A 26,983-nucleotide genomic window follows, 5' to 3' on the forward strand; every position below is an offset into this window, starting at 1 on the left:
ATCTATCGAATATCATTGGCGGAAAAAAAATACTTGTTAATTTTTCGGTTGTTCAACCATTTTGATTACTGTTCTTTTGTATCAAAGAAATTGAGATGAGTAATTATAAAAAATTTAAACAACTTCACAACCAGGAAGAGGCACTGCTAATAGGAAATGTTTGGAGTGTAAATACTGCCCAATTATTTGAAAAAAAAGGATTTCAGGCTGTTGCGACGTCTAGTTCAGCCATTGCTCAATCCTTAGGCTACGAAGACGGGGAGCAACTGTCTTTTGGCGAGTTGCTTTATATAGTGGGAAGAATCGTAAAAAATATAAGCATCCCATTATCTGTAGATCTGGAATCCGGCTACGGGGAGAATCCACTTGCAGTTGTACAAAACATCAAGTATCTGCATGAGCTTGGCATTGTAGGGGTAAACCTGGAAGATTCTGATATCAATGACGATGGAAGATTGGTTAGTATTGAACAGTTTTCGGAGAAAATCTCTTTGATTAAAGCAGAGTTGTCAAAAGAAAATATTGATATTTTTATGAATATCAGAACCGATGCCTTTCTTTTGAATAAGGAAAATGCATTGAAAGAAACGCTGAACAGAATTACGGCTTATGTGAACGCAGGCGCCGACGGCATCTTTATTCCCGGCATTCAGAATGAGGAAGAGATCAGGATTGTGGTAGGAGCGAGTCCCGTTCCGGTTAACGTAATGTGCTTACCTGGATTACCTTCATTTGAGAAATTAAAAGCCTTAGGCGTGAAAAGATTGAGTATGGGTGGTTTCCTGTACCGTTATATAGATAATCAATTTGCAATGGCTATAGACCGTGTAAAAGAAGCCGGATCATTTAATCCTCTATTTTAAAATGATGAATATGGAACTGAATCTTGATGACACTTATTATAAAGCCATTCTGGCAAAAGATAGTTCTTACGAAGGGACATTTATTACGGGGGTAAAGACTACCGGTATTTTTTGTCGGCCAACCTGCCGGGCACGAAAACCGAAAAGAGAAAATGTAGAGTTTTTTAAAAACACGAAGGAAGCGATTCTAAGCGGATATCGCCCTTGTAAGGTCTGCAGTCCTTTGGAGCATCTCGATGAAACTCCAGAGTTTATAAAAGTTATTCTGGAAGAGTTGACTTCAGATCCTTCTACTAAATTTAAAGATTGGGACTTACTTCAAAGGGGCATTCAACCCAGTCAGATCCGTCGCTGGTTTCTCAGGAACCATGGAATGACTTTTCAGGCTTATCAACGGGCATTTCGGATCAACTCCGCCTTTAAGAAAATACAAAACGGAGCGCCAGTTACCAGTGTCGCTTTTGATTCAGGTTTTGAATCGCTCAGTGGTTTCGGAGATTCTTTTAAAGCAATTTTTGGGATTTCACCAAAGAACAGTAAAGACAAGAGGATTATAGACCTGGCTCGTCTGGAGACACCACTTGGAACCATGTTCGCCTGTGCAACAGCTCAGGGAATTTGTTTATTGGAGTTCTCGGACAGAAAAATGCTCGAAACGGAGTTAAAAGCAATTGCAAAATACCTGAATGCAACCATCATGCAAGGAGAAAATAAACATTTTGATACGTTGAGGGTGCAGTTGACAGAGTATTTTGAAGGAAAAAGAACCAATTTTTCAATACCTATACATAGCCAGGGTACAGATTTTCAACAGGCAGTTTGGGAAAAACTTCAGGAGATTCCTTATGGGGAAACCTCTACTTATCTCAGACAGGCGATCAGATTAAACCGTTCGGAGGCGGTCAGGGCAGTTGGAAATGCTAATGGGATGAACAGAATTTCCATTATTATTCCCTGTCATAGAGTGGTAGGAACCGACGGCAGTTTAACAGGGTATGGTGGAGGTTTATGGCGGAAGAAATGGCTGTTAGATCATGAAAAACAGCATCGTTAATTCAATTTGTTGGTGTTATTTGATTAAAATTTATATTTTTGGATGCAAATTAAATTTTAGATAAAACTTTCATAATTTTCGCTCTCATGAATACCATTCTAGAACAGCATCCTGCCATATTTAAGGTCCTGGAAATTGCTAAACTATCAGTTGGTGATAAACTTATTAATTTAGGTGAAATACTTGAAATCGAAGAATACGATTATTATTATGCCCTGGTGATATCCAGAATGGGGCAACGACAGGTCTGGACTTTTGATAAAGAAGCAGAATTATTTATTGAATAGCTTAATACCAAATATTTTAGCCTGAATTTAATGCACCTTTTTTCTGGTCGTAAAGAATATTAGAAAGGCTAATGTAATCAACACCAGATAACTCATTCCCAGACTGGCCTGTCCATTAGCTGGAATAGTGTACACTATTCCATAGCTGAGTATTGAGGTGATGGCATAAATCGAGCCTCCGGTAACTCCGCTGGCGATACCGGCATTTTTAGGGAATAAGCTTAAACAATAAGAAAAGTAATTGTTAAAGATAAAACCTGCGATAAAATGAATTACAAATGCAAATATCATTAGGGTGCTGAGACTGGAATGAAGTGCAGGACTGAGGAGCATCAGGATTGCAAATACCAGTTGAACCACGATAGCTATAATCATCTTTTTAAAAAATGGACGGTTAAGCGTCGCTTTTCCAAGGAAACCGCCTAATAACAGCGCTATGCCAAGGATCAAGGCACAATATCCTGTGGTAGTAGCTGGTAGCTTGAAGGCGTGCTCAATAATGAATGGACCACTCATTCCATAAACCATAAAAACGGAGTTCGTTAAGCCGAGAATAATCAATCCTAAACTAAAACTGGTTGTTTTTAGCATGGATCCGTAAACTTTTATAATGGATTTAAAATGAAAGTTTTGGAATGTTCTTAAGGATTCACCACCAAATATGAGTTCCAGCAACACCATGATCAAAGCAAAAACACCTAAAACATAGAAATTGGATTCCCAACCGAAGGTGGTTTGAAGATAACCACCAAAGAAGGGGGCAATAATCGGAGCGGCAGACCAGACAATGGAAAACAAACTCGTATAATGCTTTAACTTCTCACCAGAGAATATATCGACAAAATAGGCTCTTTTACCCACCACAATCGTGGCTACAGTAATACCATGAATAACCCGCATCAGATAAATCAGGTAGATGTGATGTGAGTTGGCAATGCTGAAACTTGCGATACTGAATAGCAACAATGCAGCTATCGTTAATTTGTATCGGCCGAAACTATCTAACAGGCTGCCCACAAAGAGCTGGGAAATGCCATAGCTGATCATGAAAAAGACAATGGTTAACTGTACTTCTGCATTTGTTGCCTGCAGATGCTTAGCCATTGCCGGTAAAGATGGAAGATAAATATCTGTTGCTAATCCCGAAAGCGGGATAAGTAGGAATGCCAGTAGAGTACCTATGCCGTCCTGCTCTTTTTCTATGATTCTCATGTTCCCACAAAGTTAGATTCCTTCTCTTATTGGCTGATAAAAGAAAACAAAGAAATCATTACAAAAATCAAAGAATTGAAAAATATCAGCTGTGGCTTTTGAAGACAGAGGGACTGAGGCCTGTGTTTTTTTTGAAATAGTTGTTAAAATGCGCTGGATAATCGAAGCCCAGACAATAGCCAATTTCTGCGACGTCCCAATCCGTATGCTTCAACAGGCTCTTGGCTTCTGCTACAATTCTGTTGCTAATCATCTGCGTAGTGGTTTTTCCGGTATGAGATTTTAAGACATAATTGAGGTGGTTGACATGTATATTCAAGTGATTGGCAAACTCCGATGCGCTTTTTAGTTTTAAAGGATTCTCTGGTGAATCGACTGGAAACTGACGCTCCAGTAATTCGAGGAACATAGGAACAATTCGATCTGAAGCCCCTGGTTGTGAAATAGCATGATGAGCGGAATGCAATTTAATTCCTTCATGGATGATGAGCTTCAAAATACTTCTGATGACTTCAAATTTGTACTCATAATCGCCCTTTAGCTCATTTATCAGTTGAAAAAAATAAGTATTGACACGATCGTAATCAACAGTATTAAGGAAATAAAGTGGCTCCATGGTCGGGTTAAAAAGCGGGCAGCTTCTTTCCAATCCTTTCTTCAGTTCGGGGGAGACAAAAGAATCATTGAACAAACAATAATAGCCGCCTTGTTTTTTGGAAATGGACTCCCAGGAGTAAGGAACAGTTGGATTGGAGAAGATCAATGCAGGGCGGTCTATCTCTATAATTTTATCCTTCATATGGAGTTTTCCTCTACCTTTTGTCAGACAGATTTTATAGTGATCTCTTCTATTATAGGGAGTTATTTTTCCGGAATAACTTCTCTCTTTAACATTAAAATGACTGGGTTTACCCACTGCATTCAGCAACTCGGAAGGGATAATCTGGTTAGTTCTTTTGTAGAACTGATCAATTGTCTCAATGTTATTCATCGTTAATGGATTGAATATTTCAAAGAACAAAGATAATTTATTTGTCGTGTATAACCCCTTTTATTGTCGCGTTTGCACTACTGTAGTTTTGCTTTTGGAACTTAATTTTGTCTTCAACATTCAAGACATCGACTATGGCTACAAATATGTTTGTTAACCTGCCGGTTAAGAATCTGGAAAAGTCTATTTCATTTTTTAAAAAACTGGGTTTTAAATTCAATGCACACTTTACCGATGAGAAAGCAACCTGTATGGTGGTCGCTGAGAACATTTTTGTAATGCTGCTGGTTAAGGAATTCTTCCAGACTTTTATCCGTAAAGAGATTGCGGACGCGAAACATATGACTGAGGTAATTATTACTTTATCTGCAACAAGCAAAGAACAGGTCGATGAGATGGTTGATAGGGCAGTGCAGGCAGGTGCAACGACACCCCATGGCAGACAAGATCATGGATGGATGTACGGCCATGGCTTTCAGGATCTCGATGGCCATCTTTGGGCGATCATGTTCGTAGACGAAAGTAACTTGCGACAAATGGACTAAATTGTTACACATTTCCAAATCAATTGCTCCTGTTTTAATATTAACTTACCCCTGGTATTTCTTCCAATATAAGCTGTAAAACAACTACTGGCTTTAATCTGATGAAACGAACTATGAGGTATACTAAATTATTATCAGCTATTGCTTTTGTATCGATAGCCTATTTATCGCCGGCGATAGCCCAGAACATTCCAAACATTCCAAGTCCGAAATCACATTTTGGTTTTAATATTGGTGATGATTATAAACTGGCTAATTACTCCCAGACTGAAGCCTATTTTAAAAAACTGGCAGCGATATCCGATCGGGTATTATTGAGAGAAATTGGCCAGACTGAAGAGAACAGGAAACAATATGTCATGGTGATTTCTTCTCCGGCAAACCTGAAGAAAATAGCACGTTATAAAGAGATTTCGCAGAAACTGGCCAGGGCGGAGGGCCTTACTGATGAAGAAGCCGCAGAGCTTTCCCTGGAAGGAAAACCAATCGTTTGGATTGACGGGGGATTGCATTCTACGGAAATGGTTGCTACTCAGCAATTGATAGAAATCTACTATAAGCTATTGAGCGCTAACGATCCGGAGACCATGCGTATCCTGGACAATGTGATTATTCTTTTATCACAGGTCAATCCTGACGGACAGGAACTGGTAGCAGACTGGTACATGCAGGAAAAAGATCCGGCAAAAAAGAACATGAATGTTCCCCGCCTGTATCAGAAATACATTGGTCATGATAACAACCGTGATTTTTATATGATGAACATGAAGGAAAGCACCAATATTTCCAGACAGCAGTACATCGAATGGATGCCACAGATCATTTACAACCATCATCAGACTTCGCCTGCAGGAGCTGTAGTGGCAGGGCCTCCATATCGGGATCCTTTCAATTACGTATATGATCCTTTACTTATTACCGGAATTGATGGGGTAGCTGCCTCCATGATCAACCGGTTAAACACAGAAAATAAACCTGGATATACCCGCCTGAGCGGATCGGTTTATTCCACCTGGTGGAACGGAGGATTAAGAACAACACCATATTTCCATAATATGATCGGAATCCTGACGGAAATTACGGGAAATCCAACCCCTACAGAGATTCCTTTGGTACCGGAAAGATTGATCCCAAACAACGCTACACCAAATCCGGTCAGACCCCAGAAATGGAATTTCAGACAGTCTATAGATTATTCTGTTTCGTTAAATTATGGAATCCTGGATTACGCCAGCCGGCTTGGGGATAAGCTGCTGTATAACATCTATGTGATGGGAAGAAATGCCATTCAAAAGGGAAATCAGGATAATTGGACTTTAACACCAAAGCATATCGCTTCGATTACTGCTGCCTTTGAAAAGGACAAAAAAGAAGGAATGCTAAAAAAGGATAGCACAGGGAAAGTATCAAATGATATTCCTATAAAATACTACGATGCAGTCTATAAAAACCCGGCTTTAAGAGATGCAAGGGGATACATTATTCCCGCTGATCAGCCGGACTTTCCTACAGCAGTAAAATTTATCAATACACTGATTAAGTCTGGCATTCAGGTGCAACAGGCGAGGGCTGCATTTAAAATAGCAGATAAGTCTTATCCTGCTGGTTCTTATGTAGTAAAAGCCAATCAGGCCTTTCGCCCACATCTGATGGATATGTTCGAAGCTCAGGATCATCCTAATGATTTTCAATATCCGGGCGGCCCACCAGTACGTCCGTATGACGCTGCAGGGTGGACCCTGGCTTTTCAGATGGGCGTTAAATTCGATCGCATTTTAGATGGTTTCGATGGTCCTTTTGAAAAGATCGGATATGGGGTGTTGCAAAATCCACCTGCTTATAAACTAGTTGCAGCAAAAGGATATTTGCTTAGTGCAGCACAAAACAATTCTTTCATTGCTGTAAATGATTTGCTAAAAGCAGGAATAGAAGTCTCAAGGCTGACCAAAGCAGAACGCAATATGCCGGAAGGCTCGTTTTACGTGCCAGAAAAAGGAATGGAGATCCTGATCCGGTCGGGTGTTTCCTTTGGATCAATGGCGATGCAAACAGAACGTAAGCCGAAGGGAATGGTTAGAATTACTCCCGGACGTATCGCTTTATTTGATCAGTACGGAGGTTCTATGCCTTCCGGTTGGGTAAGGTGGATTTTAGAACAGTTCCATTTCTCGTTCCAGCTGGTTTATCCGCAAGATATTGATAAAGGAATGCTCAATTCAAAATACGACAGGATTCTGTTTATCAGTGGAGGAATACCAGCAGTTAACCAGAAAGCGAGTCCGGGAAGAGGAGGCCTTGCACCTAAACCGGAAGAAATTCCCGAAGCTTTCCGCCCTTGGCTGGGAAGCATCAGTCCGGAGAAATCTATCCCTCAGTTAAAGGAGTTCCTGGAAAAAGGTGGAGATATCATCACGATAGGAAGCAGCACCAATCTGGCTTATCACCTTGGTTTACCGGTTCAGAATGCGCTCGCAGAAACCAAAACGGATGGGAAAGAAACCGCACTGCCTGGAGATAAGTTCTATATTCCGGGCAGCTTATTGAAAGCGACTGTAGCCACAAACCAAAACTCAAATTGGGGTATGCCAGGGGAAGTAGATATGGTGTTCAACAACAGTCCGGTATTTAAGCTTGGAACTGAAGCCGAGGGGCAGGGAATCAAACCTTTGGCCTGGTTTGGTAAAGAGGATGCACTGAGAAGCGGATGGGCATGGGGGCAAGCGTACCTGAAAGATGGGGTGATTGCTTTTGTGGCACCTGTAGGAAAAGGAAAGCTGTATGCCTTTGGGACAGAGATTACTTTCAGAGCGCAAGCGCACAGTACCTTCAAAATGCTCTTTAATGAGCTGTACCTGCGTAAGTAACGATTACGCTATACATCGCCAGGCATGCTTTTAGATTGCCATTTTTGTATGATCAGGTGATTCCAGGCTCATAAAAAATGGCGGCCTGGAGAATAAATCAAAATCAAACGAATGAAACTGACCAATAATTATTACCCCATGAAAAAAACCTTGTTGAGTTTTCTCCTGATGGGAGGACTGAGCACTTATGTTTATCCTCAGGAAAACCTGACCTATCAACTGCCACCAAAAAGTATTGTTGATCTGGTTGACGCGCCCGGTAGTCCGACTGTACAATTCAATAAAGACGGTAGTCTGATGTTGCTCTTGCAGGCACCTGGTTATGCTTCGATAGAACAGGTTGCGCAACCGGTAATTGGATTGGCCGGAATCAGGATCAATCCTGCAAATAACTCCACAGAAGGAGAACTTTCCGGAGTATATAACGGATTAACTATTAAAGACCTGAAAACAGGCAAGGAAAATAAACTTTCCGGACTTCCGGAAAAACTCAGAATGACAAATATCAGCTGGAATGCTGATGGCAGCTGCTTTGCTTTTGCAAACAATGGCATGAATGGTGTGGAATTGTGGCTGGCTGATATGAAAAGTTTTAAGGCGACAAAACTGTCTGATGGATACCTGAATGACGCTTACGGAACAACTTTACAGTGGCATCCCGATGGAAAGCATATTCTCGCACAGTTTATCCTTTCTGAACGCGGAACAAAACCCGCGGAAAATATTGTACCTACAGGTCCTGTGGTACAGGAAAACCTAGGTGTCGTTACGCCTTCCAGAACATATCAGAACCTGTTGAAAAACAGTTACGATCAAAACTTAATGGAGTATTACCTGACCTCGCAGTTGCAATCTGTAGACCTCAGTGGAAATGCAACGAAAATCGGAGCTCCGGCAATCTACCGTAATGCGGCTTACTCGCCTGATGGACAGTATCTGATGGTTCAGACAATAGAGAAACCCTATTCTTATTTGGTTCCCATTTATTATTTTCCATTTCAAACCGCGGTTTTAGATGGAACAGGAAAACTGGTTAAACAGCTGTACAATGCTCCTCTGGCAGAAAAACTACCTACAGGATTTGACGCAGTGGCAATGGGACCACGCAGTTACGAGTGGAGAAGTGATGCCGCAGCCACTTTGGTATGGACAGAAGCACAGGACAAAGGAGATCCTAACCTTAAATCTGAACTTCGTGATGTACTTTACACCTTAAAAGCTCCATTCACTGCAGAACCTGTAAAGCTGTTCTCGATGGGTTTAAGGTATAGCAACATCTTATGGATTAACCAGACCTATGCTTTGGTAAAGGAACAATGGAGAAAAGACCGTAAGGAAAGGATGACTTTGATCAATCCTGAAACGGGTAAAACGATCAAAGAAATTGCAAACCGCTCTTCTGAAGACACCTATACTGACCCCGGAGATTTTATCTATGGTAAAGGACCTTACGCGGCAAAAGTATTGTTGTTCGATAAAGGAGCGCCGGGAGTGGTATTTACCAAAGGAGCAGGAGCATCACCCCTGGGCGACCGTCCTTTTATTTTGAAATGGAACCTGCTTTCCAATAAGCAGGATACCCTGTTTAAATCCAAATCCCCATATTATGAAGATCCTGTTTTCTTTAACAATACAGGAAAAGTTTACATCTCCAGAGAATCGACGGAAGAAACACCAAACATCTTCGCAATTAATCTTAAAAATAAGTCCGAACGGGCATTTACCAGCTTTTCAGATCCTTATCCAAGCTTAAAAGGTGTTCAGAAAACCTTACTTTCTTATCCGCGTAAGGATGGAATTAAGTTATCTGCTACCTTATATCTGCCAAAAGATTATAAAAAAGAAAGCGGACCATTGCCGGTATTGATCTGGGCTTATCCAAGAGAATTTAAAAGTCTCGCTGCTGCAGGACAGGTTAAAGGTTCACCTTACCGCTTTACCCGTCTGGCTTTCCGTTCTCCGGTGTTCTGGGTAACCAGAGGTTATGCTGTCCTGGATCAGGCAGATATGCCAATTGTTGGTGAAGGAAAAGAAGAACCTAATGATACGTTCCTGAAACAGATTGAAGACAATGCGACAGCATTGATCGACTATGTAGTAGATATGGGCGTTGCAGACAGAGGCAGGATTGGGGTAGGAGGACATTCTTATGGTGCGTTTATGACCGCCAACTTATTGGCTCATACTAAGCTATTTGCCGCAGGAATTGCAAGGAGTGGTGCGTACAACAGGACCTTAACACCTTTTGGCTTTCAAGGAGAAGCCCGTACTTACTGGCAGGCAATGGATGTGTACAATAAAATGTCGCCATTCAATTATGCGGATAAGATTAAAACGCCATTGCTAATGACTCATGGTATTGATGATGAAAATTCCGGAACATTCCCGATTCAAAGCGAGCGTTTATATAGTGCAATCAAAGGACATGGGGGGACGGTAAGATTGGTTTTATTGCCTAAAGAGTTTCATGGGTACAGAAGCAGAGAGTCTATCCTTCATACCTTCTGGGAGCAGGACCAATGGTTAGAGAAATATGTAAAGAATAAAAAATAATGATTATAAAAGAAGTGGTCGTTTCAAATTCGATTTGACCACTTCCTTTTTTATGCCTGAAACACCTTGTCTAAGGTTGATTTGCTTTCCTTCCTAAAGCATATTTCAATAACAGAATAGCGATTAGTGCAGTTCCAAACCGCAACAAATTTCCAATCCAACCCATTGCTGCTGCATCAGAAACCGTGAATACCAACCAGGCGGCGTTTAATGACCCGTGAAGCACGAATCCGCTCCATATCGTATATCCATCCAGCATATTTAACAGGGCAAATACAATACTGCCAAAAAATGTAATGAAGAAAATCTGAAGCGCGATACCAGTACCACCGCCATTTCCCCACCAGTGAACCGCTCCAAAAGCAATTGCCTGTAGCAATATTGCAGGAACTAAAGACCAGCCCAAAGTCTTTCGTGTAAAAATGAATCCGAAGCTACGGAATACCAACTCTTCAGCAAGTGGGAACAATAGGGTAAGAAAAGCAATGCTTTTGAAATCAAGGTCTTTAGTTGGCGTCCCTAGCATGGATAAGCCGATCCAGCAAGGGATGGTCGCAAGCAGGACAAGCGAAGGTCCTTTAAAGCCATTCCAGTTGAGGCCTAGTACCGTACTAATTTTCAAACCAGATTTGGGAATGAGAATGATGGTAACAATCAATACCAATAGAACAGATAATAAATTATCCAGAATGCTCCCGCCAAATGGAATTGGGAAACCCGGAATCTTCAATCCCGCCCATTTTGCAATGTCGCGGATTTGTAGCGCAATGAAAATGGTAATGACGACAAGGATAGATGATAAAACGGGGCTTTTGTATTCAGTTCTTTTCATATTTAACTTTATAGTGTGTAGGATATTTCAAAAAAGAGTATTCGTGATTTTATTAAGACGCCAAAACTTTTTAAAAGGTTGCAAAAGAGGCTGTAAAGACACTGCCTTCAGAAGGCTTCGGGACTGGTTTTACCTATACTAGGTCTAAGCTCGGTCTATACTCGGTCTATACTCGGTGCACACTCGGTCAGAAGTGTGCTAAAGGCGGGTAAACAACGAGTAAGAATTGAGGCTAAAACGTGTATTTCTGCAAGCAGTCTGCCGGCAGTCAGAACTCCTCCTAAAAAGAACAAATTACCGGGTTGAATCCGTAAATAAATACATGGTAAAAAACAGGTTATAAAGAGAGTGGTTTTGACCATTTCAATAAAAACGAAAGGCCGCTCTGTGAAACAACACAGGACGGCCTTTTTTGAAAGATAACAAATAGCCTAATTCACTCCGCCTTTGCGGGTTGCTTTTACCGGCTGCGGCCAATTTCCGGGTTCACCGGTTCTTGCGTTAACAGGTAACACGCTTTTTTCTTTCGAAGTTGTTTCCGGATCTTCACTGGCCATATAAGCCAGAATTGCGGTTAAAATGGCATTACTTCTCACATCGTCAAATATAATTTTATCATAAGTATCTCTATTGGTATGCCAAGTATAGGTACCATAAGACCAGCTATTCGAACTCAGAGAGAATGCCGGAGCCCCTGCGGCTACGAAGGAAGCATAATCTGAACCACCACCACCTGGAGTACCTGGAAAAGTAGTCGCTATCTGCTTTCTGATTTCTTCCGGAACAGCAGATAACCAACGACCCAGGTAAGCGTAAGAATTCAAGAACCCTTGTCCGCCAAGATTAACTACACGACCTGTTCCGTTATCCTGATTAAAGACCACTTGTATGTTCTTAACAATTTCCGGATGATCTTCAACGAAAGCTCTGGATCCGTTTAAGCCTTGTTCCTCACTTCCCCAATGACCTACAAGAATGGTTCTTTTAGGGTTTGGATATATTTTTTTAAGGATACGGATTGCTTCCATCATCGTAATTGTTCCTGTGCCATTATCAGTGGCTCCTGTACCACCATCCCAGGAATCAAAATATGCGGAAAGGATTACATATTCATTTGGTTTTTGTGATCCCTTTATTTCTGCTATCGTATTAAAAGTCGGAACCATTCCTAGTTCTTTTGAGCCTACATTAACACTTATCTTTGGTTTTTTGCCAGATTCTGTTAGCCTGTAAAGCAGGCCATAGTCTTCCAGGGAGATATCAATAGATGGGATTTTTGTGGTATTTGCACCAAAAATCTTGTTTACACCGAATCCTGAAGACCAGTTACTGGTTATTACGCCCAGTGCTCCTGCACTTTCAAAGGCGAGGGCCAACGCTTTTAAATTCAATCCTGTTTTACTGATTCTCGAACGCCATGCATCAGTTTGTTTGGTTCTGTTGCTTTTCATTTTCTCAAAAGACTCCGGCGTTGCGAATTCCTGCCAGTTATAGTCAGGCCTTCCGGTTGGCTGATTCATTGAAAACATCACAAATTTTCCTCTGACACTAGGAAGCCAGGATTTAAAAGAAACAGAATCAGGAAGATCAGGGTAGATCACCAGTTCTCCCACCACTGATTTTCCCTTCGTAGAAGGGCTCCATGCCAATTGCATTCCCTCCAGGGATTTTACCCTTGGGTAAACCATATCGATGTGTGAAATTCCTCTTTCCCATCCACGCCATTCTCCCCATTTTTCATTTTTAGCAGTAATTCCCCAGCTGGCATATTTTGCCACCGCCCAGTCTGCGGCTTGTTTCATTTGAGGAGAACCCACGAGTCTTGGACCTACTACGTCCAGCAGTTCATGAGCAAGGTTTTCCAGTTGAGAATTTTCTGTTGCTTCTTTGACGATGTTGTCTACAGTTTGTTTTTTGGTTTGGGCATAACTGATATTTCCGGTAATCAGCATAGCCATAAAAAAGGCACTTGTCCTTAGTTTTAGCGAGGAAAAGCACATGTTGGTTAGTTTGGTATTCATTGAATTAAGCGTTTAGATAATTAGAAAATAGGTGTCGAAAGATAAGAATAAATGCTTCTCTCCGTCAAAATGGAACAAAGTTGATACAATGAGGGAATTCTAAAACTACAAAAAGCTATCTTCGCCAAAAAAAAGATAAATGCTGGAAATTGTATATCAGGATGAACACCTTATTGCCATTAATAAGCCTCATGGATTATTGGTTCACAGGTCCTCTATTGCCAATGATGCAAAGGAGTTTGCTTTGCAGATGCTTAGAGATCAGGTAAACAGGCATGTGAGTCCGGTGCACCGTCTGGATAGGAAAACAGGTGGCTTGTTGCTCTTTGCTTTTGAAAAAGAGGTAGAGATCGCGATGCACCAGCAGTTTCAGAATGGGGAAGTGCAAAAGAAATACCTGGCTGTACTGAGAGGATATGCTCCGGACAGCGACGATATTGATTATCCGCTAGCCAAAGAGAATGGGACCATGCAAGAGGCATTTACGGCTTTTGTTACTTTAAAAAGAGCGGAGATCGATGTAGCCTTTGGTAAACATTCTACCTCCCGTTATTCCCTGGTGGAAGCAACTCCAACTACAGGCAGGATGCATCAGCTGCGCCGGCATTTTGCACACATCTTTTATCCCATTATCGGCGACCGCAAACACGGTTGTAACAAGCAGAATAAATTTTTCAAAGAAGAGTGGGAGATGACCACCATGTTATTACATGCTTCGGAACTGATCTTTGACCATCCGGTAACAAAAGAAAAAGTGCAGCTTAAGGCAGCTGTTCAGGACGAATTTAAAAGAACAATGGATCTCATGAGCTGGTCCTTTTAATAATTAAATATTTATCCGGTTAAAATTTTACAAATTGTATTCTAAAGAACAGGCTTCACAACTAAAACAGGCTTTTTGGACAGCTTTTGGACAATATATTGCTCCACATCTTTCAGCAGAAGGACTCAGGACCAATTGGGTGAACTATAAAACAGGAATTAAAAATTTGCATTTTAAGATGCAGGCGGATAAAAAATCTGCATCAATTGCGATAGAAATGTCTCATTCGGACCCGGGCATGCAGGAATTGATGTTTGAGCAATTTCTGGAGTTTAAAAATATCCTGAATGCCAACCTGAACGAAGAATGGGAATGGCAGCTCCATGTGCAGGATGAAAACGATAGGACGCTGAGCAGAGTTGTGAAAATTCTACCTGGTGTCAGCATCTTTAAACAGGAAGACTGGCCAGCCTTGATCTCTTTTTTCAAGCCCAGAATCATTGCTCTGGATGAATTCTGGTCGGATGCAAAAGATAGTTTTGACACTTTTAAATAACTTTTGAACCGGCAATTTTGTTGCTACCAGTTTCCAGGTATTTTGAGTTCAGTGCTATAGTAGTGTTTTAAATATTATTTATCTTGTTGTATGACAAGATTCTTTTATACGTTGTTCCTCCTTGGAATCCTTGCTACCGGGATTAAAGCACAGAAACCTTCCAGGAAAATTTCCCTGGTTGATAGCTTGAAACGGATGTTGGAACAGAAACTCCCAGACAGCCTTAGGGCGAGAACAAACTTCAGTCTGTCGGAACAACTGATATATGCAGACAGCCTGAAAAGCACCATTTATCTTGAACAAGGCAGACGACTCATAAAAAAGAATACCTTTCTGCAGGCAATCTATTATTACTATGCCGCAACGGTACAGTCCCTGAGTGATTTAGATAAGAGTGAGGCCAGTTTCAAAAAGGCACAAGTGCTGCTTACCGATTTTAAAACAAAAGAGGCTTATCTTTTCCTGGCAAAGTCCTGGCATAATTACGGGGTCCTCCAACAGTTAAAAGACAATTACAGAGGAATGGCCGATGCTTTATTAAATAAGGCGATTCCGTACGCCCGTTTATCTGGCGATACCGCTTACCTGGGGATTAATTATATGGATCTGGCCCTGGTGTTCAAGAACAACAAACAGTTTGATAAAGCGCAGGTTTATATTGACTCTACGCTGCAGATCCTGGAAAAAGTAAAAGCAAGGAAAACATATCGGATTGTGGCTTATCATACCGCTGCAGAAAACTATACTTTTCTGAAAAAATATCCCCAGGCGAAACGCATGTTAGATAGTGCCGGCACATTGCTTTTTCCAACTCCTGACTCACCTTTTTATCTTGATTACTATTTCGCGCAAGGGCTATACTTTGATGACACCAAGCGATATGACAATGCGATTGTCAGTCTGGACAAGGGAATTGAATTGGCTCTGAAACTCCAGAGAAGACAGGAAGAGCAGCGCCTGCTGATGCAAAAACTTCATGTATTGCAAAACCAGAAGAAATTCGACAAGGCGCTTTCCGTAGCTACCTATATTTTGAAACAGAAAGATATGTTATCTCTCAGTGAGGACCGGCTGCTTGTTTATGCTGATCTGGCAGAAACTTATGCGGGATTGGGAGACATGGGGCAGGCTTATAAATGGATGAAGAAAGTTAGTCAGTTGAGCGATAGCATTAGTGAAAGCAAGATCAAGAAGGATGTGCATGAGCTGGAACTGAAGTATAAGAAAGCAGAAAATCAACGCGAGATCGGCTCCCTTAAAGCAACAAATGAAAAGGCAGCCTTGTCACTTAAAAACAATAGATTGATCGCCTGGTTATTGGGCTCCATTGCCGTATTTCTATCCGTCATTACTTTTTTCGGACTGTTATACCTCAGGAACAGCAAAAAGCTGACTAAACAAAAGGAAATCAATTACAGGCAGCAACTCAGGGAGTTGGAACAGGAAAAGCAACTGACCATCAGCAACGCGTTGCTGGAGGGAGAAGAACGGGAACGTCAAAGGGTAGGGCGCGACCTGCATGATGGACTTGGCGGTACACTTGCCGGTATCAAGATAAACTTATCAGATGTTGTGGCTAACTCTTCTTCTATGGGGAAGGACACCGAACTGGGTAAGATTATTGCTCAGCTGGACAGTTCTGTCAACGACCTCAGAAATATTGCAAGAAATCTGATGCCTGAAACGCTGCTAAAATTCGGACTGGAGACGGCTTTGAAGGATTTATGTGAGACGTTTAACAACAATGGTTTGAAGATTACTTTGCAATTACTGGATATACAGGAAGATATGGAAGTTGGTGTGAAAATTAATATTTACCGGATCATCCAGGAAATATTGAGCAATACCGTGCGTCACTCGGGCGCATCAGAGATGCTGCTCCAGTGTAGTCAGAATGAAAGCGTTTTTCTGATCACGGCAGAAGACAACGGCAGGGGGTTTGACCTGGCATCGGCGGAGCATGCTAAAGGAATCGGCTTAACCAATATCAGAAACAGGGTTGCTCTTTTACATGGAAAAATGGAATTGAACACGGCTATAAATGAAGGTACTGCCATAAATATTGAACTGAAACCCTTCTCTAATCTGTCCATATAAGGAATTGTAGTATATTTGGCTTGTGAAGAATTACCAGCCACAGCTCAGAACTGTTAATGTGATCAGATATGTTACCCCCCTGCGTGAAGGGGGCTCAATGCCTGCAATTGCGGAGGCAGATGATGAATTTTTATATGTACTGAAATTTCGCGGTGCCGGTCAGGGACTTCGCGCATTGATTGCCGAACTAATCGGGGGTGAAATAGCGCGTTTACTTGGACTAAGAATCCCGGAGCTGGTATTTGCAAATCTGGAAACAGACTTTGGAAGAATAGAGCCCGACGAGGAAATTCAGGACTTACTGAGGGCAAGTGTGGGTTTAAACCTGGCGTTACATTACCTTTCCGGAGCAATTACCTTTGATCCTCTGGTGAACCAGGTTGACGAAAGAACTGCTTCTCAGATTGTATGGCTGGATGCATTCTTAACCAATATGGACCGTACGGCCCGCAATACAAATATGCTCATCTGGCATAAAGAATTATGGCTCATAGACCATGGTGCTGCCTTATATTTTCATCATTCTATGGAAAACTGGGAAGAACAGGCGGTCAGGCCATTTAGTTTGATTAAAGACCATGTATTGCTCTCTAAGGCGACAGAATTGGAGCAGGTAGATGCGGCCTTTAAGGAAATTCTTAATCCTGAGCGCATCCGGTCTATCGTTTCACTGATTCCTGACGACTGGCTTTCAGGGGACCAGAGCTTTGAATCAATTGAAGCACATCGCGAAGTATATTCCAGATTTTTAGAATTGCGGATCGCAAAATCAGAAATCTTTGTAAAAGAAGCACAAAATGCAAGAGAAAAACTTATTTGAGTATGCCGTAATCCGCGTCGTACCAAGGGTAGAACGGGAGGAATTTCTGAATGTGGGAATCATACTTTACTGTGCGAAACAAAAGTTTCTGAAGTCCTTGTTTGAACTGAATGAAGCAAAACTTAATGCCTTTTGTGGGAAACTGGATTGCCAGGAACTTCAGGAACATCTACGCTCTTTTGAATTGATTAGTGAAGGAGGTAAAACTGCCGGAACAATCGGACAACTGGACATGGCTTCCCGGTTTCGCTGGCTGACGGCCACACGGAGTACAATTGTTCAGACCTCTAAGACGCATCCTGGATTTTGTATAGATGCAAAGGAAACACTGGAGAAATTATATCATCAGCTGGTGCTATAACAATTAGAATCTTATGGAAGGTTTAAACAAAATGCGTGATCTGATCTCTTCCTTCGTCAATTTAGCAGATGAAGAATGGCAGCAGTTCTCTAAGTCATTATCGCAAAAGACCTTTCCAAAAGGAAGTTTCCTCTGTAGAGAGGGGCAGGTAGAAAATTATATTTTTTTTCTTGTAAAAGGAGCAACCCGTAATTACTTCTTAAAGGACGGTAAAGAATTTACAGTCGACTTTCTGTTTGCGGGGGATATGGTTACGGCTTATTACTCCTTTATCACCCGCGAACCATCTATGATAGCAATTCAGGCAATCGAAGACATAGAAGCCATACTGATTCCTTATCAGTTGCTTCAGGACTTTTATCGGAATTCGCATTCCGGAGAGCGAATAGGCAGATTGATTGCGGAACGTCAATATAAAAACAGACTGGAAAGAGAAATGGAGTTGCTTTCATCAACGGCAGAAGAACGATATGGCCAACTCATGAAGCGTAACCCGGAGCTCATCAGAAAAACTGCTGTAAAACATCTTTCTACCTATCTGGGTGTTCAGCCTGAAAGTCTGAGCAGGATCAGAAAGCTATATTCCCGAAACTAACATATGTTATTTTTTAGGTCTTTAACTTATCGGAAGTTTGTAGGACAAATCAAACATTATGAAAGTATTGGTCGTATTATTTGTTGCTTTTTTATGTAGTCTGCTCATTTATAAACTTGCAAATGGTTCCTGGAACCTGCTGATGGCTGGGAATATCTCACTGGCTGTGATGATGTGTTTCGCTGCCAGTGGCCACTTTGTTTTTACAAAAGGAATGGAAATGATGATCCCTGAATTTATACCCTTTAAAAAAACAATGGTTATCGGAACGGGATTTCTGGAAATTGCGGCTGGCATTGGTTTATTGTTTAATCAGACCCGGCAATATGCGGCAGTGTTTCTAATCGCATTTTTTGTATTGATTTTGCCAGCTAATATTTATGCAACAATACATCACATTGACCTTCAAAAGGGAAATTTCAACGGACCTGGTCCTGCTTATCTCTGGTTTAGGATTCCAATGCAGTTATTATTGATAGGCTGGGCCTGGTATTTCGGAATAAAGCTGGCTGCCTAACTGTTAATGCCCATTGCATATAGAATGATATTTACACCAAACTTGGTATTGTCTTCAGCCAGGAAACGTTTGTTTCTGAAATCATAATCCCATTCACATCCATAGTCTTTATTACTATATAGTACACCAATACGGCCGTTAACGGTGATGGCCTTCAGGTAATCATGAACCAGGTCATCACCCCAGCCATTGAGTTCAAAAGAAGTAGTGGGAGGGCCCTTTTCAAACTTAAAAAAGGAATGGTAAATTTTATGGTCATTCGGTATCTTTTTAAGTGCCTGAGCTCCAAATAAGCTGCTCATCTGCGTTTCAAATGATTTAGCAAACAAACCGTCAATATCATGGTTGCAATCGTCAACAAATACAAAGCCTCCATTGTTGACATATCTTTTAAAATTAGCCGCCTCCTGCTGACTAAACTGAACGAGTTTATGACCGCTCAGATAACAAAATGGATATTTAAATAGGTCATGGCTGCTCAATTCAACAATCTTTTCTTCCTGATCTAAAGGAATAGTGGTATACTCTAACAGGGAGTTGAGCAAGTTGGAGGGCATCCGCTGATCGGTATCCCAATCTCCGGATCTGTATTTTATTCTGGCAAAAGTAAACCTCGATCGTTGCATAGTTCTAAAATAGCGTCAATTTTGGTTACAATCTAGTTTTTTAGTGTTGATATCTGTAATTTTTTTGATATTCTGCTGATCAGGCAATGAAAAATAGCACAGATGCCCTATATTGAATTACAATAACTTACCCTCTAAAAATATTGTCTTGGAAATTTCAGAAAGCAACCTTAAAATATTAATAGATAAGATTTCGCAGTTAAAGGAAGAGATTCAAAAGGTGATTGTCGGACAGGATATCATTATTGAAGAAATGCTGGTGGCATTGCTGGCTGGCGGACATTGTCTCTTAGAAGGAGTTCCCGGACTGGCCAAAACATTAATGGTAAGAACCATGTCTCAGGCACTGGATCTTTCTTTCCGAAGGATTCAATTTACCCCGGATCTGATGCCTACAGATATTATAGGCACAGAAATCCTGGAGGAAGACCATCTGACAGGAAAGAGATTTTTCAAATTCAATAAAGGCCCCTTATTTGCCAATATTATCCTCGCGGATGAGATCAACAGAACACCACCAAAGACTCAATCAGCGTTACTTGAAGCCATGCAGGAGTTTGAGGTTACTTACGGTGGACAAACCTATCCTTTAGACCGTCCTTTTTTTATTCTTGCTACGCAAAATCCAATCGAACAGGCGGGTACCTACCCGCTTCCCGAAGCTCAGCTGGACCGTTTTCTTCTTTATATCAAAATCGGTTATCCTACGGCTGCTGAGGAAACGAAAATATTGAGCAGCACTACCGGAACCATAAAGAATAAGGTAGAGGCGGTGATTGGTGCGGAAGAAATTAAGCAACTTCAGGCGCTGACCAGAGAGGTCAGTATCAGTGATGACCTGATTTCGTATGTCGCAGATCTGATCAGAGCCACAAGGCCGGAAACTTCATCCATAGCCTATGTAAAAGAATGGGTTAGGTGGGGAGCAGGACCAAGAGCGGGGCAGGCTTTAATCCTTACCGCAAAAGCAAGGGCACTCATTCATGGTCGCTACGCAGTGATCATGGAAGATCTGCAGACCATGGCTTATCCGGTATTGAGGCATCGGGTGCTGATGAATTTCAAAGCGGATGCAGAAAACGTAAGCTCAGATATGGTTGCTGCCGAACTGATCAGAACCATTTCCAGAACTAAAGTGAGTATTTAAATGAGCAAGTTGCTGGATCCTAAAGTACTAATGGCCATTAAAGAGCTTTCGTTATCGGCAAAAATGACGATAGATGGCTTTATGAGCGGCATTAATAAAAGTACAGTGAAAGGTCCGGGCCTGGAGTTCAGCCAGTACCGAAGCTACCAGCCGGGGGATGACTTGCGCTCGCTGGACTGGAAGATGTTTGCGCGTTCAGATCGTTATTATATCAGGGAATCAGAAGTGGAGACCAACATTTCCATACGGTTGTTAATTGATGCAAGTGCATCTATGAACCATCAGGATGGGAACTTCAGTAAAATTGATTATGCCCGTTATCTGGCCGCTTCGCTGGCCTATCTGGGAAACCTTCAGGGAGACGCAATAGGTTTATATGTGTTCAGGTCCGGAGGAATATTCTCGATGCTTGCCAAGCAGGATTTTCAGCATCTGGCAAGATTGTTTTATCAGTTGGAACAGATCAGACCGGAAGGAATTTTTACCAGGCCTATTCATTATAAAGAACTCTATGGCGGAGTACAGAAACGGGAGTTGCTGATCTTCATTACAGACCTTTATGAAATGAATGATGAGATTTTCACTTTACTGGATAGCTTGAATACGCTGAGACATGAAGTCGTGGTTTTTCACCTGATGTCAGGAAATGAACTGGAACTCGATTTTAAAGGTTATACTTCTTTTGAAGATCTGGAAACTAAAGAAACCATACAGATTGACCAGGACAAGGCGAGGGCCGCTTACCGGCAAAAGATGGATCAATACCTGGAAGAAACCCGCATAAAGTTGCTCGACAGAAGGATATTTTATCGCCTGCTCAGAACGGATGAACCCCTTGATCAGGCTTTGAGAGACTTTTTGAATCAAAGAAACAAATTAAAGATCTAGACGTGTCATTACTTTATCCCATAGGTTTATTTGCACTTGCCGGATTGCTGATTCCGCTGATCATTCATTTATGGAGTGTCAAGCAGGGGAAAACACTGAAAATCGGAAGCATTGCCCTGCTGGGAGATGGAGCACCATTGAGCTCCAGGAGCTACCGCATTAAGGATTGGTTGTTGCTATTGTTGAGGCTTTTACTAATCACTTTAGTGGGCTTCCTGCTGGCAGGTCCTTATTTTATGAAGAAGGCTGTAGCCGGGAATGAAAAAGGCTGGGTACTGATAGAGAAAAGTATATTTATTCCTGTTTATGAAACGCATAAAAAGGAGATCGATAGCCTCCTTAACTCGGGTTATCAATTGCACGATTTCAATATAGGTTTTTCAGAAATAGATATAAATGATACCTTAAAAAAAGACTCGGTAACTAATATGAATACAGCTGGTTATCATTCTATGTTAAAGCAATTGAACGAACGGCTACCTGCTGGATTCCCCGTGTATCTTTTTGCAGATCGTCGTCTGGGTAAACTGACCGACGAGCTGCCCCTGATTGATTTTAATCTGCAATGGAAAGATACTGGTAAAAGAGATACCATCAGCAACTGGACAACCAGCTTATCTGGCAAGAATTATGAGTCGATATCCAGCCCTGCCTTAACCAGATACCGTTCTCTGGATGCGGGAAAAGACTGGCCAACGATTGCTGTTCTCCTTTTTAAAAGTGCCAATGAAAAAGACGCGGATTACGTTACTGCAGCGCTAAATGCAATCACAGATTTTACCAAACGTAAAGTAGAGATAAAGTATTGGAATAATCAGTTTAACAGTGATTTAAAATTCGATGTAGGCTTTTGGCTATCTGATGGGCCTGTAGCAGCAGGCTTTTTGAAACATTTGAATCCGGAAGGGCGTTTATTTAGTTATGAAAGAGGAAAAACGATCTCCTTTCCTTCCGAAATTGATCTTCTGCCGGGAAAAACGGGAAGTATACCTAGGCTTACCTTACATAAAAGAATTGCTGCTCCGGCATATATCGGAGAAAACATTTGGAACGATGGTTTTGGGAGGCCGGTTCTGACATTAGAAAAAGAGAGGGAAATGGATCATTATCATTTCTACAGCCGTTTAAATCCGCAGTGGACCACATTGGTCTGGAGTGAAATGTTTGTGAAGGCCTTGATGCCCGTTGTCCTTGGAAAAGAGGGGGACAATTTTGCTTTTGAATCACATCCGGACGATCAACGGAGGAGTCCGGATCTATTTTCAGGAAAGCCTGCCTCAGGAAAACCTTTATTGAAACAAAAGGGAGGCCAACCGCAAACACTTCATCAATATTTCTGGATATTGGCATTGTCAGTTTTTATACTGGAGAGAATGTTGTCTTTTAATCATAAAAGAGGGGTTGGTCATGGTTGAGCAGGGGACAGAAAAGAGAATTCAGCTTTGGAAAATACAATGGAGAATGGCCCTTCTGTTTCAGCTGGTGGCCGTTAGCCTGGGGCTTTCCATGGTTATAACCTCGGTAATTATTCAACTGTTTTCCTGGACTTCCTGGACAATAGTTATGCTTTTCTCTATTTTTCTCCTGGCATTTATTGTCGGTAGCCTTAAAAATCCTTTTTGGAAAATCGATGCCTTGAGTATCTCCAGGTATCTGGATGCGCAATTTCCGGAGCTGGAGGAGAGCACTGGCCTCCTGTTGAAGTCTTCAGCGAAATTATCTCTGCTGGAACGCTTACAACAACAAAAGCTGCATCGGTTGATTAGGGAAATACCTGCTCCTAAGGAACCCCTGAGGAAACTGGGGTGGTCCATATTACTATTGATAACAGCTATGGTGCTGAGCTTTGGTATTTCTTCTTTAAAGCGATTGGATACGCTACAGAAGGCCACTGTTGCCGGACAAGCGACTTCGGTCGTAAAAGAGCATATTCCAGCTCAGATTGCTTCTTTCTCGCTAAAAATCAGCCCACCTGCTTATACCGCTCTCAACGAAAGCAGGCAGCAGCAATTTGCTATACGGGCAGCTACAGGATCGGTAGTTAGCTGGGAGATTCGAACGAATGAACCGGTTAAAAAGCTAAAGCTAATTTTTAATGATCAGCAAGTGGCAACATTGGCTTCAACCAATGGACAAGGGCTGGAATGGAAATTCCTGAAAGCCATGAATCAGGCAGGCTTCTACCAGATCGAGCTTGATGGAAAAAAATCAGATCTTTATCAGGTTACGCTAATCCCTGATTTGCCCGTATCCATCCGAATCAGGCAACCAAAGCCGCATACTACGATAGACTTTGGACAAGCTCAGCGCGTAAACCTGATGCTCCATCTAAGCGATGATTACGGTATTAAAGATGCCTCAATCTCTGCAACCATGGCTAGTGGTAAAGGCGAGGGTGTCAGTTTCACAGAGAAAAAGTTGCTTTTCAATACTACTTTTAGCAATAGCAGATCGATGTCCCTGAATAAGACAATAGATTTAAAGAGCCTGGGTATGAAACCAGGTGATGAACTCTATTTTTTTGTAAAGGCGCTGGATAATCATGGCCAGGTCAGCAGATCGGACGTCTATTTTGTATCTATTGTTGATACCACGGAGCTCATGAGTATGGCAGGGATGACCAATGGGGTAAACCTGGTTCCTGAGTATTTCAGAAGTCAGCGTCAAATCATCATAGATACGGAAAAACTGCTAGCTGAACAGCCTAAGCTGACAGATGAAGCATTCAAAAACAGAAGTAATACATTGGGTATAGATCAGCGGCTGTTGCGCCTGCGTTACGGTAAATTCCTTGGAGAGGAAACGGAGACTGAAATCGGTGCAGATCACGATCATGAGGAAGGTCACGAGCACGAAGGAGTAGAAGAACACCATGAAAAAGAAGAGATTAAGCCGGCGCAAAAGTTTGGTGATGTAAAGGCAATTATGGATAGCTATTCCCATAAACATGATATCGCCGAAGACGCTACTTTTTTTGAACCGGAATTGAAAGCACAATTAAAAGCAGTACTTACTGAAATGTGGAGTTCTGAATTAAGGTTAAGGACGTATAAAACGAGAGATGCCCTGCCGTTTGAGTATAAAGCATTACGTTTACTCAAAGACCTTCAGCAGAAATCCAGAGCTTACGTAGCCAAGACTACGGTTAAGGTGGCACAGTTAAAAGAAGAAAAACGCCTTTCTGCAGAGCTGGACAAGATCACTCAACCGAACCAGCAAAATACTTTCGAACCTAAAGATAAAAAAACTACAATTTTAAAGCTTGCGCTGAGTGCATTGGAAAGCAGAAAAACCGGAATGATGTTTAACACTGAAGAGTCTGCTTTACTCAGAGAAACAGAAAAATATATGGTCATAGCCGCTTCAGATAACCCATCCGTTTTTTTACCCGCATTAAAGGAATGGAGAAAACTCCTAACAGGTGGGAAAGTATCAGAAAGAGAAATCGCCAGGATTCAAAGTGCGATTGGAAAGATGATCGGACCAGAACAAGCCTTTCCTCAATTGCCTTCTTCAACACCTGCGTCAACACTTTACCAAAAGTATTTCCATCAGCTTAAGGGAGGAGGAACCAATGGAATTTAAATACATTGCTATTGCCATTTGTCTGATTCTGACAATTTTGTTTTTTGTAAAGGAATGGCGTAGACCCAATCGGGCGAGGTTGGGCTGGAGGCTGGCAGCAACTGGTATTGCAATGATCTGTTTTGCGTTATTCATCATTCCCATTACTTACAAGGTACAGAAACCGGAACGTCTGAACGAGATAAATCTGCTTAGTCCGGGCGTATCAAAGGCTCAGGTTGATGGTTTAAAAGGCCGGACTGTGACGAGCGACCGGCAGTTGTATCAATCATTAAAGATACCTGGGCTCACTCTGATTACCGATCTTCCTTACTTTTTACAATCTGAGCCGGGAATAAATCATTTAAATATATATGGTTATGGCTTAAGTAAGGATCAGCTTCAGGAATTAAAAGACTATCAGTTGGATTTTTACCCTGCAGCAGGGCCCAAAGGGTTGATTTCAGCAAGCTGGAATTCCAGGTTAAAGAATACAGAACAATTGTCCTTACAAGGGACCTATCAGCATGTGGGGAAACTTCCCGTAAAGTTGTTGCTGCAGGGGCTGGGTACTCCTCTGGATTCTCTGATAATTAGCACTGAAGGCGAAAACACTTTCTCTTTAAAAGCCAGGCCACGGCAATCAGGAAAAGCAGTGTATCATTTGATAGTTATGCAGGATCAAGATACACTTTCAAAGGAACCATTAGCTTTGGAAGTAAAGGATGCAAAGCCGTTAAGAGTACTTATGCTGGCTGCTCATCCTGATTTTGAGTATAAATTTCTTAAAGAATGGTTTTTTGAAAAGCAATACCCGGTGATTTTAAGAAGCAGGATCAGTAAAGATAAATACAGTACGGATTTCCTGAATAGTGAACGCACAAATGTAAACCGGATCGATAAGGGCTTATTAAATAAAACAGACCTGCTGATCATTGATGAAGAAGAAATGAGTATGCTCAGCGGATCTGAGCTTGGAGCCATTAATACTGCAGTAGATTTAGGCTTGGGGCTGCTGGTCAGGATAAGCATGCAGAAGCCTGGCACCGCAATCAGTAAGTATTTTAACAGATATGAATCTCCGGCTCTAAAAAACAAATCACTGACGGTTGGCTTTTCGGAAGAAAAGCATTTTTTTAATCCATTGCCGTTTGAGCAAACACTATTGATCAGATCTGGTTCTGAAGATCAGCCCTTAGTTGTAGAAAAAACGGGTAGGGTATTGGTAAACACCCGCATCAGCGGAATGGGTAAGCTGACCGGCAGTGTAATTCCGGCTACTTATCACTGGCTGCTGAATGGTCAGGACACTGATTATGCTGATTTCTGGTCTGAGGTGTTGACGCAGACGGCAAGAAAGGCAGCTTTAGAGGAGAGCTGGTATATGGAACCGGCGATTCCAGCGCCCCGGCAGAAGCTAACGGTTACCGTTGAGCAGGCCTTGGTGGAAAAAGTGCCTGTAATTGCTATAAATGGCGGAAAGCTAAGTCCTTTGCAAAACATAGAACTCCCATTTCAGTGGCAGGCCACAGCCTGGGCTACTGATCGGGGTTGGAATGCACTCCAGCTCAATGGCAAAACAGAATATTTCTACGTGTATGGGAACGAAGACTGGGAGGGGCAACGGAATACTATAAAATTAAAAAATACCTCTGCATTTGTAAATGCACAAAAACTCAATACCAAATCTTTAGAAACGAGCATTTTAGTGAATAAACAGATTTCTTTATGGTGGGTTTTTATTCCTTTTCTTCTGGCTGTAACTTTTCTATGGTGTGAAACTAAAATGTTATAAAAGTTCTTAGCCATTCCTTTTCGGAATAAGTA

General features: G+C 41.7%; 23 protein-coding genes. 18 read left to right on the forward strand and 5 right to left on the reverse strand.

Translation table 11 applies throughout. From position 1 onward, the window contains the following. The first annotated feature begins 95 nt into the window (after window positions 1-95). From BFS30_RS22695 to BFS30_RS22705, 3 genes are all read left to right on the forward strand, one after another. Complete coding sequence (locus BFS30_RS22695) at window positions 96-863, forward strand: isocitrate lyase/PEP mutase family protein (RefSeq protein WP_069381381.1); 768 nt, start codon at window positions 96-98, stop codon at window positions 861-863. Between the two features lie 10 nt (window positions 864-873). Continuing rightward, window positions 874-1,917, forward strand: a complete 1,044-nt coding sequence (locus BFS30_RS22700; protein WP_069382618.1) for a bifunctional transcriptional activator/DNA repair enzyme AdaA — start codon at window positions 874-876, stop codon at window positions 1,915-1,917. Between the two features lie 86 nt (window positions 1,918-2,003). Beyond that, window positions 2,004-2,204 (forward strand): hypothetical protein, encoded by a 201-nt coding sequence (locus tag BFS30_RS22705; protein WP_069381382.1) that lies wholly within the window; start codon window positions 2,004-2,006, stop codon window positions 2,202-2,204. 27 nt (window positions 2,205-2,231) lie between these two features. Here the strand turns inward: BFS30_RS22705 and BFS30_RS22710 are convergent, their stop codons facing one another. Both BFS30_RS22710 and BFS30_RS22715 read right to left on the reverse strand, forming a co-directional pair. Continuing rightward, the gene (locus tag BFS30_RS22710; RefSeq protein WP_069381383.1) at window positions 2,232-3,416 is read right to left on the reverse strand and encodes an MFS transporter; all 1,185 of its coding nucleotides are present in this window, start codon (window positions 3,414-3,416) and stop codon (window positions 2,232-2,234) included. Between the two features lie 85 nt (window positions 3,417-3,501). Further along, entirely contained in the window at window positions 3,502-4,407 is a 906-nt protein-coding gene (locus BFS30_RS22715; RefSeq protein ID WP_069381384.1) for a helix-turn-helix domain-containing protein, read from the reverse strand. Between the two features lie 134 nt (window positions 4,408-4,541). Between BFS30_RS22715 and BFS30_RS22720 the strand changes: the two genes are divergently transcribed. The 3 genes from BFS30_RS22720 (at window position 4,542) to BFS30_RS22730 (ending at window position 10,369) form a co-directional block, all read left to right on the forward strand. Next, window positions 4,542-4,952 (forward strand): VOC family protein, encoded by a 411-nt coding sequence (locus BFS30_RS22720; protein WP_069381385.1) that lies wholly within the window; start codon window positions 4,542-4,544, stop codon window positions 4,950-4,952. A gap of 113 nt (window positions 4,953-5,065) precedes the next feature. After that, window positions 5,066-7,816 carry a M14 family metallopeptidase gene (locus BFS30_RS22725; protein WP_069381386.1) on the forward strand — a complete coding sequence of 917 codons (2,751 nt, stop codon included), beginning with the start codon at window positions 5,066-5,068 and terminating at the stop codon, window positions 7,814-7,816. Window positions 7,817-7,927: 111 nt separating this feature from the next. After that, window positions 7,928-10,369: an alpha/beta hydrolase family protein gene (locus BFS30_RS22730; protein WP_237028642.1), complete on the forward strand. Its 2,442-nt coding sequence runs from the start codon at window positions 7,928-7,930 to the stop codon at window positions 10,367-10,369. 70 nt (window positions 10,370-10,439) lie between these two features. On the opposite strand, the gene BFS30_RS22735 is transcribed toward BFS30_RS22730, so the two are convergent. Together BFS30_RS22735 and BFS30_RS22740 are read right to left on the reverse strand one after the other, a co-directional pair. After that, window positions 10,440-11,201, reverse strand: a complete 762-nt coding sequence (locus BFS30_RS22735) for a CPBP family intramembrane glutamic endopeptidase (RefSeq protein WP_069381388.1) — start codon at window positions 11,199-11,201, stop codon at window positions 10,440-10,442. A 431-nt stretch (window positions 11,202-11,632) separates the two neighbouring features. Beyond that, window positions 11,633-13,222: a M20/M25/M40 family metallo-hydrolase gene (locus tag BFS30_RS22740; RefSeq protein ID WP_083252198.1), complete on the reverse strand. Its 1,590-nt coding sequence runs from the start codon at window positions 13,220-13,222 to the stop codon at window positions 11,633-11,635. Between the two features lie 139 nt (window positions 13,223-13,361). On the opposite strand from BFS30_RS22740, the gene BFS30_RS22745 reads away from it, so the two are divergent. The 7 genes from BFS30_RS22745 (at window position 13,362) to BFS30_RS22775 (ending at window position 18,931) form a co-directional block, all read left to right on the forward strand. Then, entirely contained in the window at window positions 13,362-14,045 is a 684-nt protein-coding gene (locus BFS30_RS22745) for a pseudouridine synthase (RefSeq protein WP_069381390.1), read from the forward strand. Window positions 14,046-14,079: 34 nt separating this feature from the next. Further along, entirely contained in the window at window positions 14,080-14,541 is a 462-nt protein-coding gene (locus BFS30_RS22750; protein WP_083252199.1) for a DUF4268 domain-containing protein, read from the forward strand. Between the two features lie 90 nt (window positions 14,542-14,631). Continuing rightward, window positions 14,632-16,638, forward strand: a complete 2,007-nt coding sequence (locus BFS30_RS22755) for a tetratricopeptide repeat-containing sensor histidine kinase (protein ID WP_069381392.1) — start codon at window positions 14,632-14,634, stop codon at window positions 16,636-16,638. A 22-nt stretch (window positions 16,639-16,660) separates the two neighbouring features. Continuing rightward, on the forward strand, window positions 16,661-17,458 hold the full coding sequence (locus BFS30_RS22760) for a HipA family kinase (protein ID WP_069381393.1): 798 nt from the start codon (window positions 16,661-16,663) through the stop codon (window positions 17,456-17,458). Next, window positions 17,436-17,819, forward strand: a complete 384-nt coding sequence (locus tag BFS30_RS22765) for a DUF3037 domain-containing protein (protein WP_069381394.1) — start codon at window positions 17,436-17,438, stop codon at window positions 17,817-17,819. Before BFS30_RS22760 ends, BFS30_RS22765 begins: the two co-directional genes overlap by 23 nt. Before the next feature lie 13 nt (window positions 17,820-17,832). Continuing rightward, the gene (locus BFS30_RS22770; protein WP_069381395.1) at window positions 17,833-18,414 is read left to right on the forward strand and encodes a Crp/Fnr family transcriptional regulator; all 582 of its coding nucleotides are present in this window, start codon (window positions 17,833-17,835) and stop codon (window positions 18,412-18,414) included. A 58-nt stretch (window positions 18,415-18,472) separates the two neighbouring features. Continuing rightward, the gene (locus BFS30_RS22775) at window positions 18,473-18,931 is read left to right on the forward strand and encodes a hypothetical protein (RefSeq protein WP_069381396.1); all 459 of its coding nucleotides are present in this window, start codon (window positions 18,473-18,475) and stop codon (window positions 18,929-18,931) included. Here BFS30_RS22775 and BFS30_RS22780 read toward each other — a convergent pair. Beyond that, window positions 18,928-19,557: a DUF4159 domain-containing protein gene (locus BFS30_RS22780; RefSeq protein ID WP_069381397.1), complete on the reverse strand. Its 630-nt coding sequence runs from the start codon at window positions 19,555-19,557 to the stop codon at window positions 18,928-18,930. The two genes, BFS30_RS22775 and BFS30_RS22780, sit on opposite strands and share 4 nt — an antisense overlap. 148 nt (window positions 19,558-19,705) lie before the next feature. Between BFS30_RS22780 and BFS30_RS22785 the strand changes: the two genes are divergently transcribed. From BFS30_RS22785 to BFS30_RS22805, 5 genes are read left to right on the forward strand one after another with little or no spacing between them, the layout of a single operon-like run. Further along, window positions 19,706-20,704 carry an AAA family ATPase gene (locus BFS30_RS22785; protein WP_069381398.1) on the forward strand — a complete coding sequence of 333 codons (999 nt, stop codon included), beginning with the start codon at window positions 19,706-19,708 and terminating at the stop codon, window positions 20,702-20,704. Then, the gene (locus BFS30_RS22790) at window positions 20,705-21,592 is read left to right on the forward strand and encodes a DUF58 domain-containing protein (RefSeq protein ID WP_069381399.1); all 888 of its coding nucleotides are present in this window, start codon (window positions 20,705-20,707) and stop codon (window positions 21,590-21,592) included. Between the two features lie 2 nt (window positions 21,593-21,594). After that, a complete protein-coding gene (locus tag BFS30_RS22795) occupies window positions 21,595-23,007 on the forward strand; it encodes a BatA domain-containing protein (protein WP_069381400.1) in 1,413 nt (470 codons plus the stop codon). Continuing rightward, window positions 23,000-25,177: a DUF4175 family protein gene (locus tag BFS30_RS22800; RefSeq protein WP_069381401.1), complete on the forward strand. Its 2,178-nt coding sequence runs from the start codon at window positions 23,000-23,002 to the stop codon at window positions 25,175-25,177. Before BFS30_RS22795 ends, BFS30_RS22800 begins: the two co-directional genes overlap by 8 nt. Continuing rightward, window positions 25,167-26,951 carry a hypothetical protein gene (locus BFS30_RS22805; RefSeq protein WP_069381402.1) on the forward strand — a complete coding sequence of 595 codons (1,785 nt, stop codon included), beginning with the start codon at window positions 25,167-25,169 and terminating at the stop codon, window positions 26,949-26,951. The genes BFS30_RS22800 and BFS30_RS22805 overlap by 11 nt, the downstream gene beginning before the upstream one ends. Window positions 26,952-26,983 lie beyond the last annotated feature (32 nt).

Source organism: Pedobacter steynii (assembly GCF_001721645.1).
Classification (GTDB): domain Bacteria; phylum Bacteroidota; class Bacteroidia; order Sphingobacteriales; family Sphingobacteriaceae; genus Pedobacter; species Pedobacter steynii_A.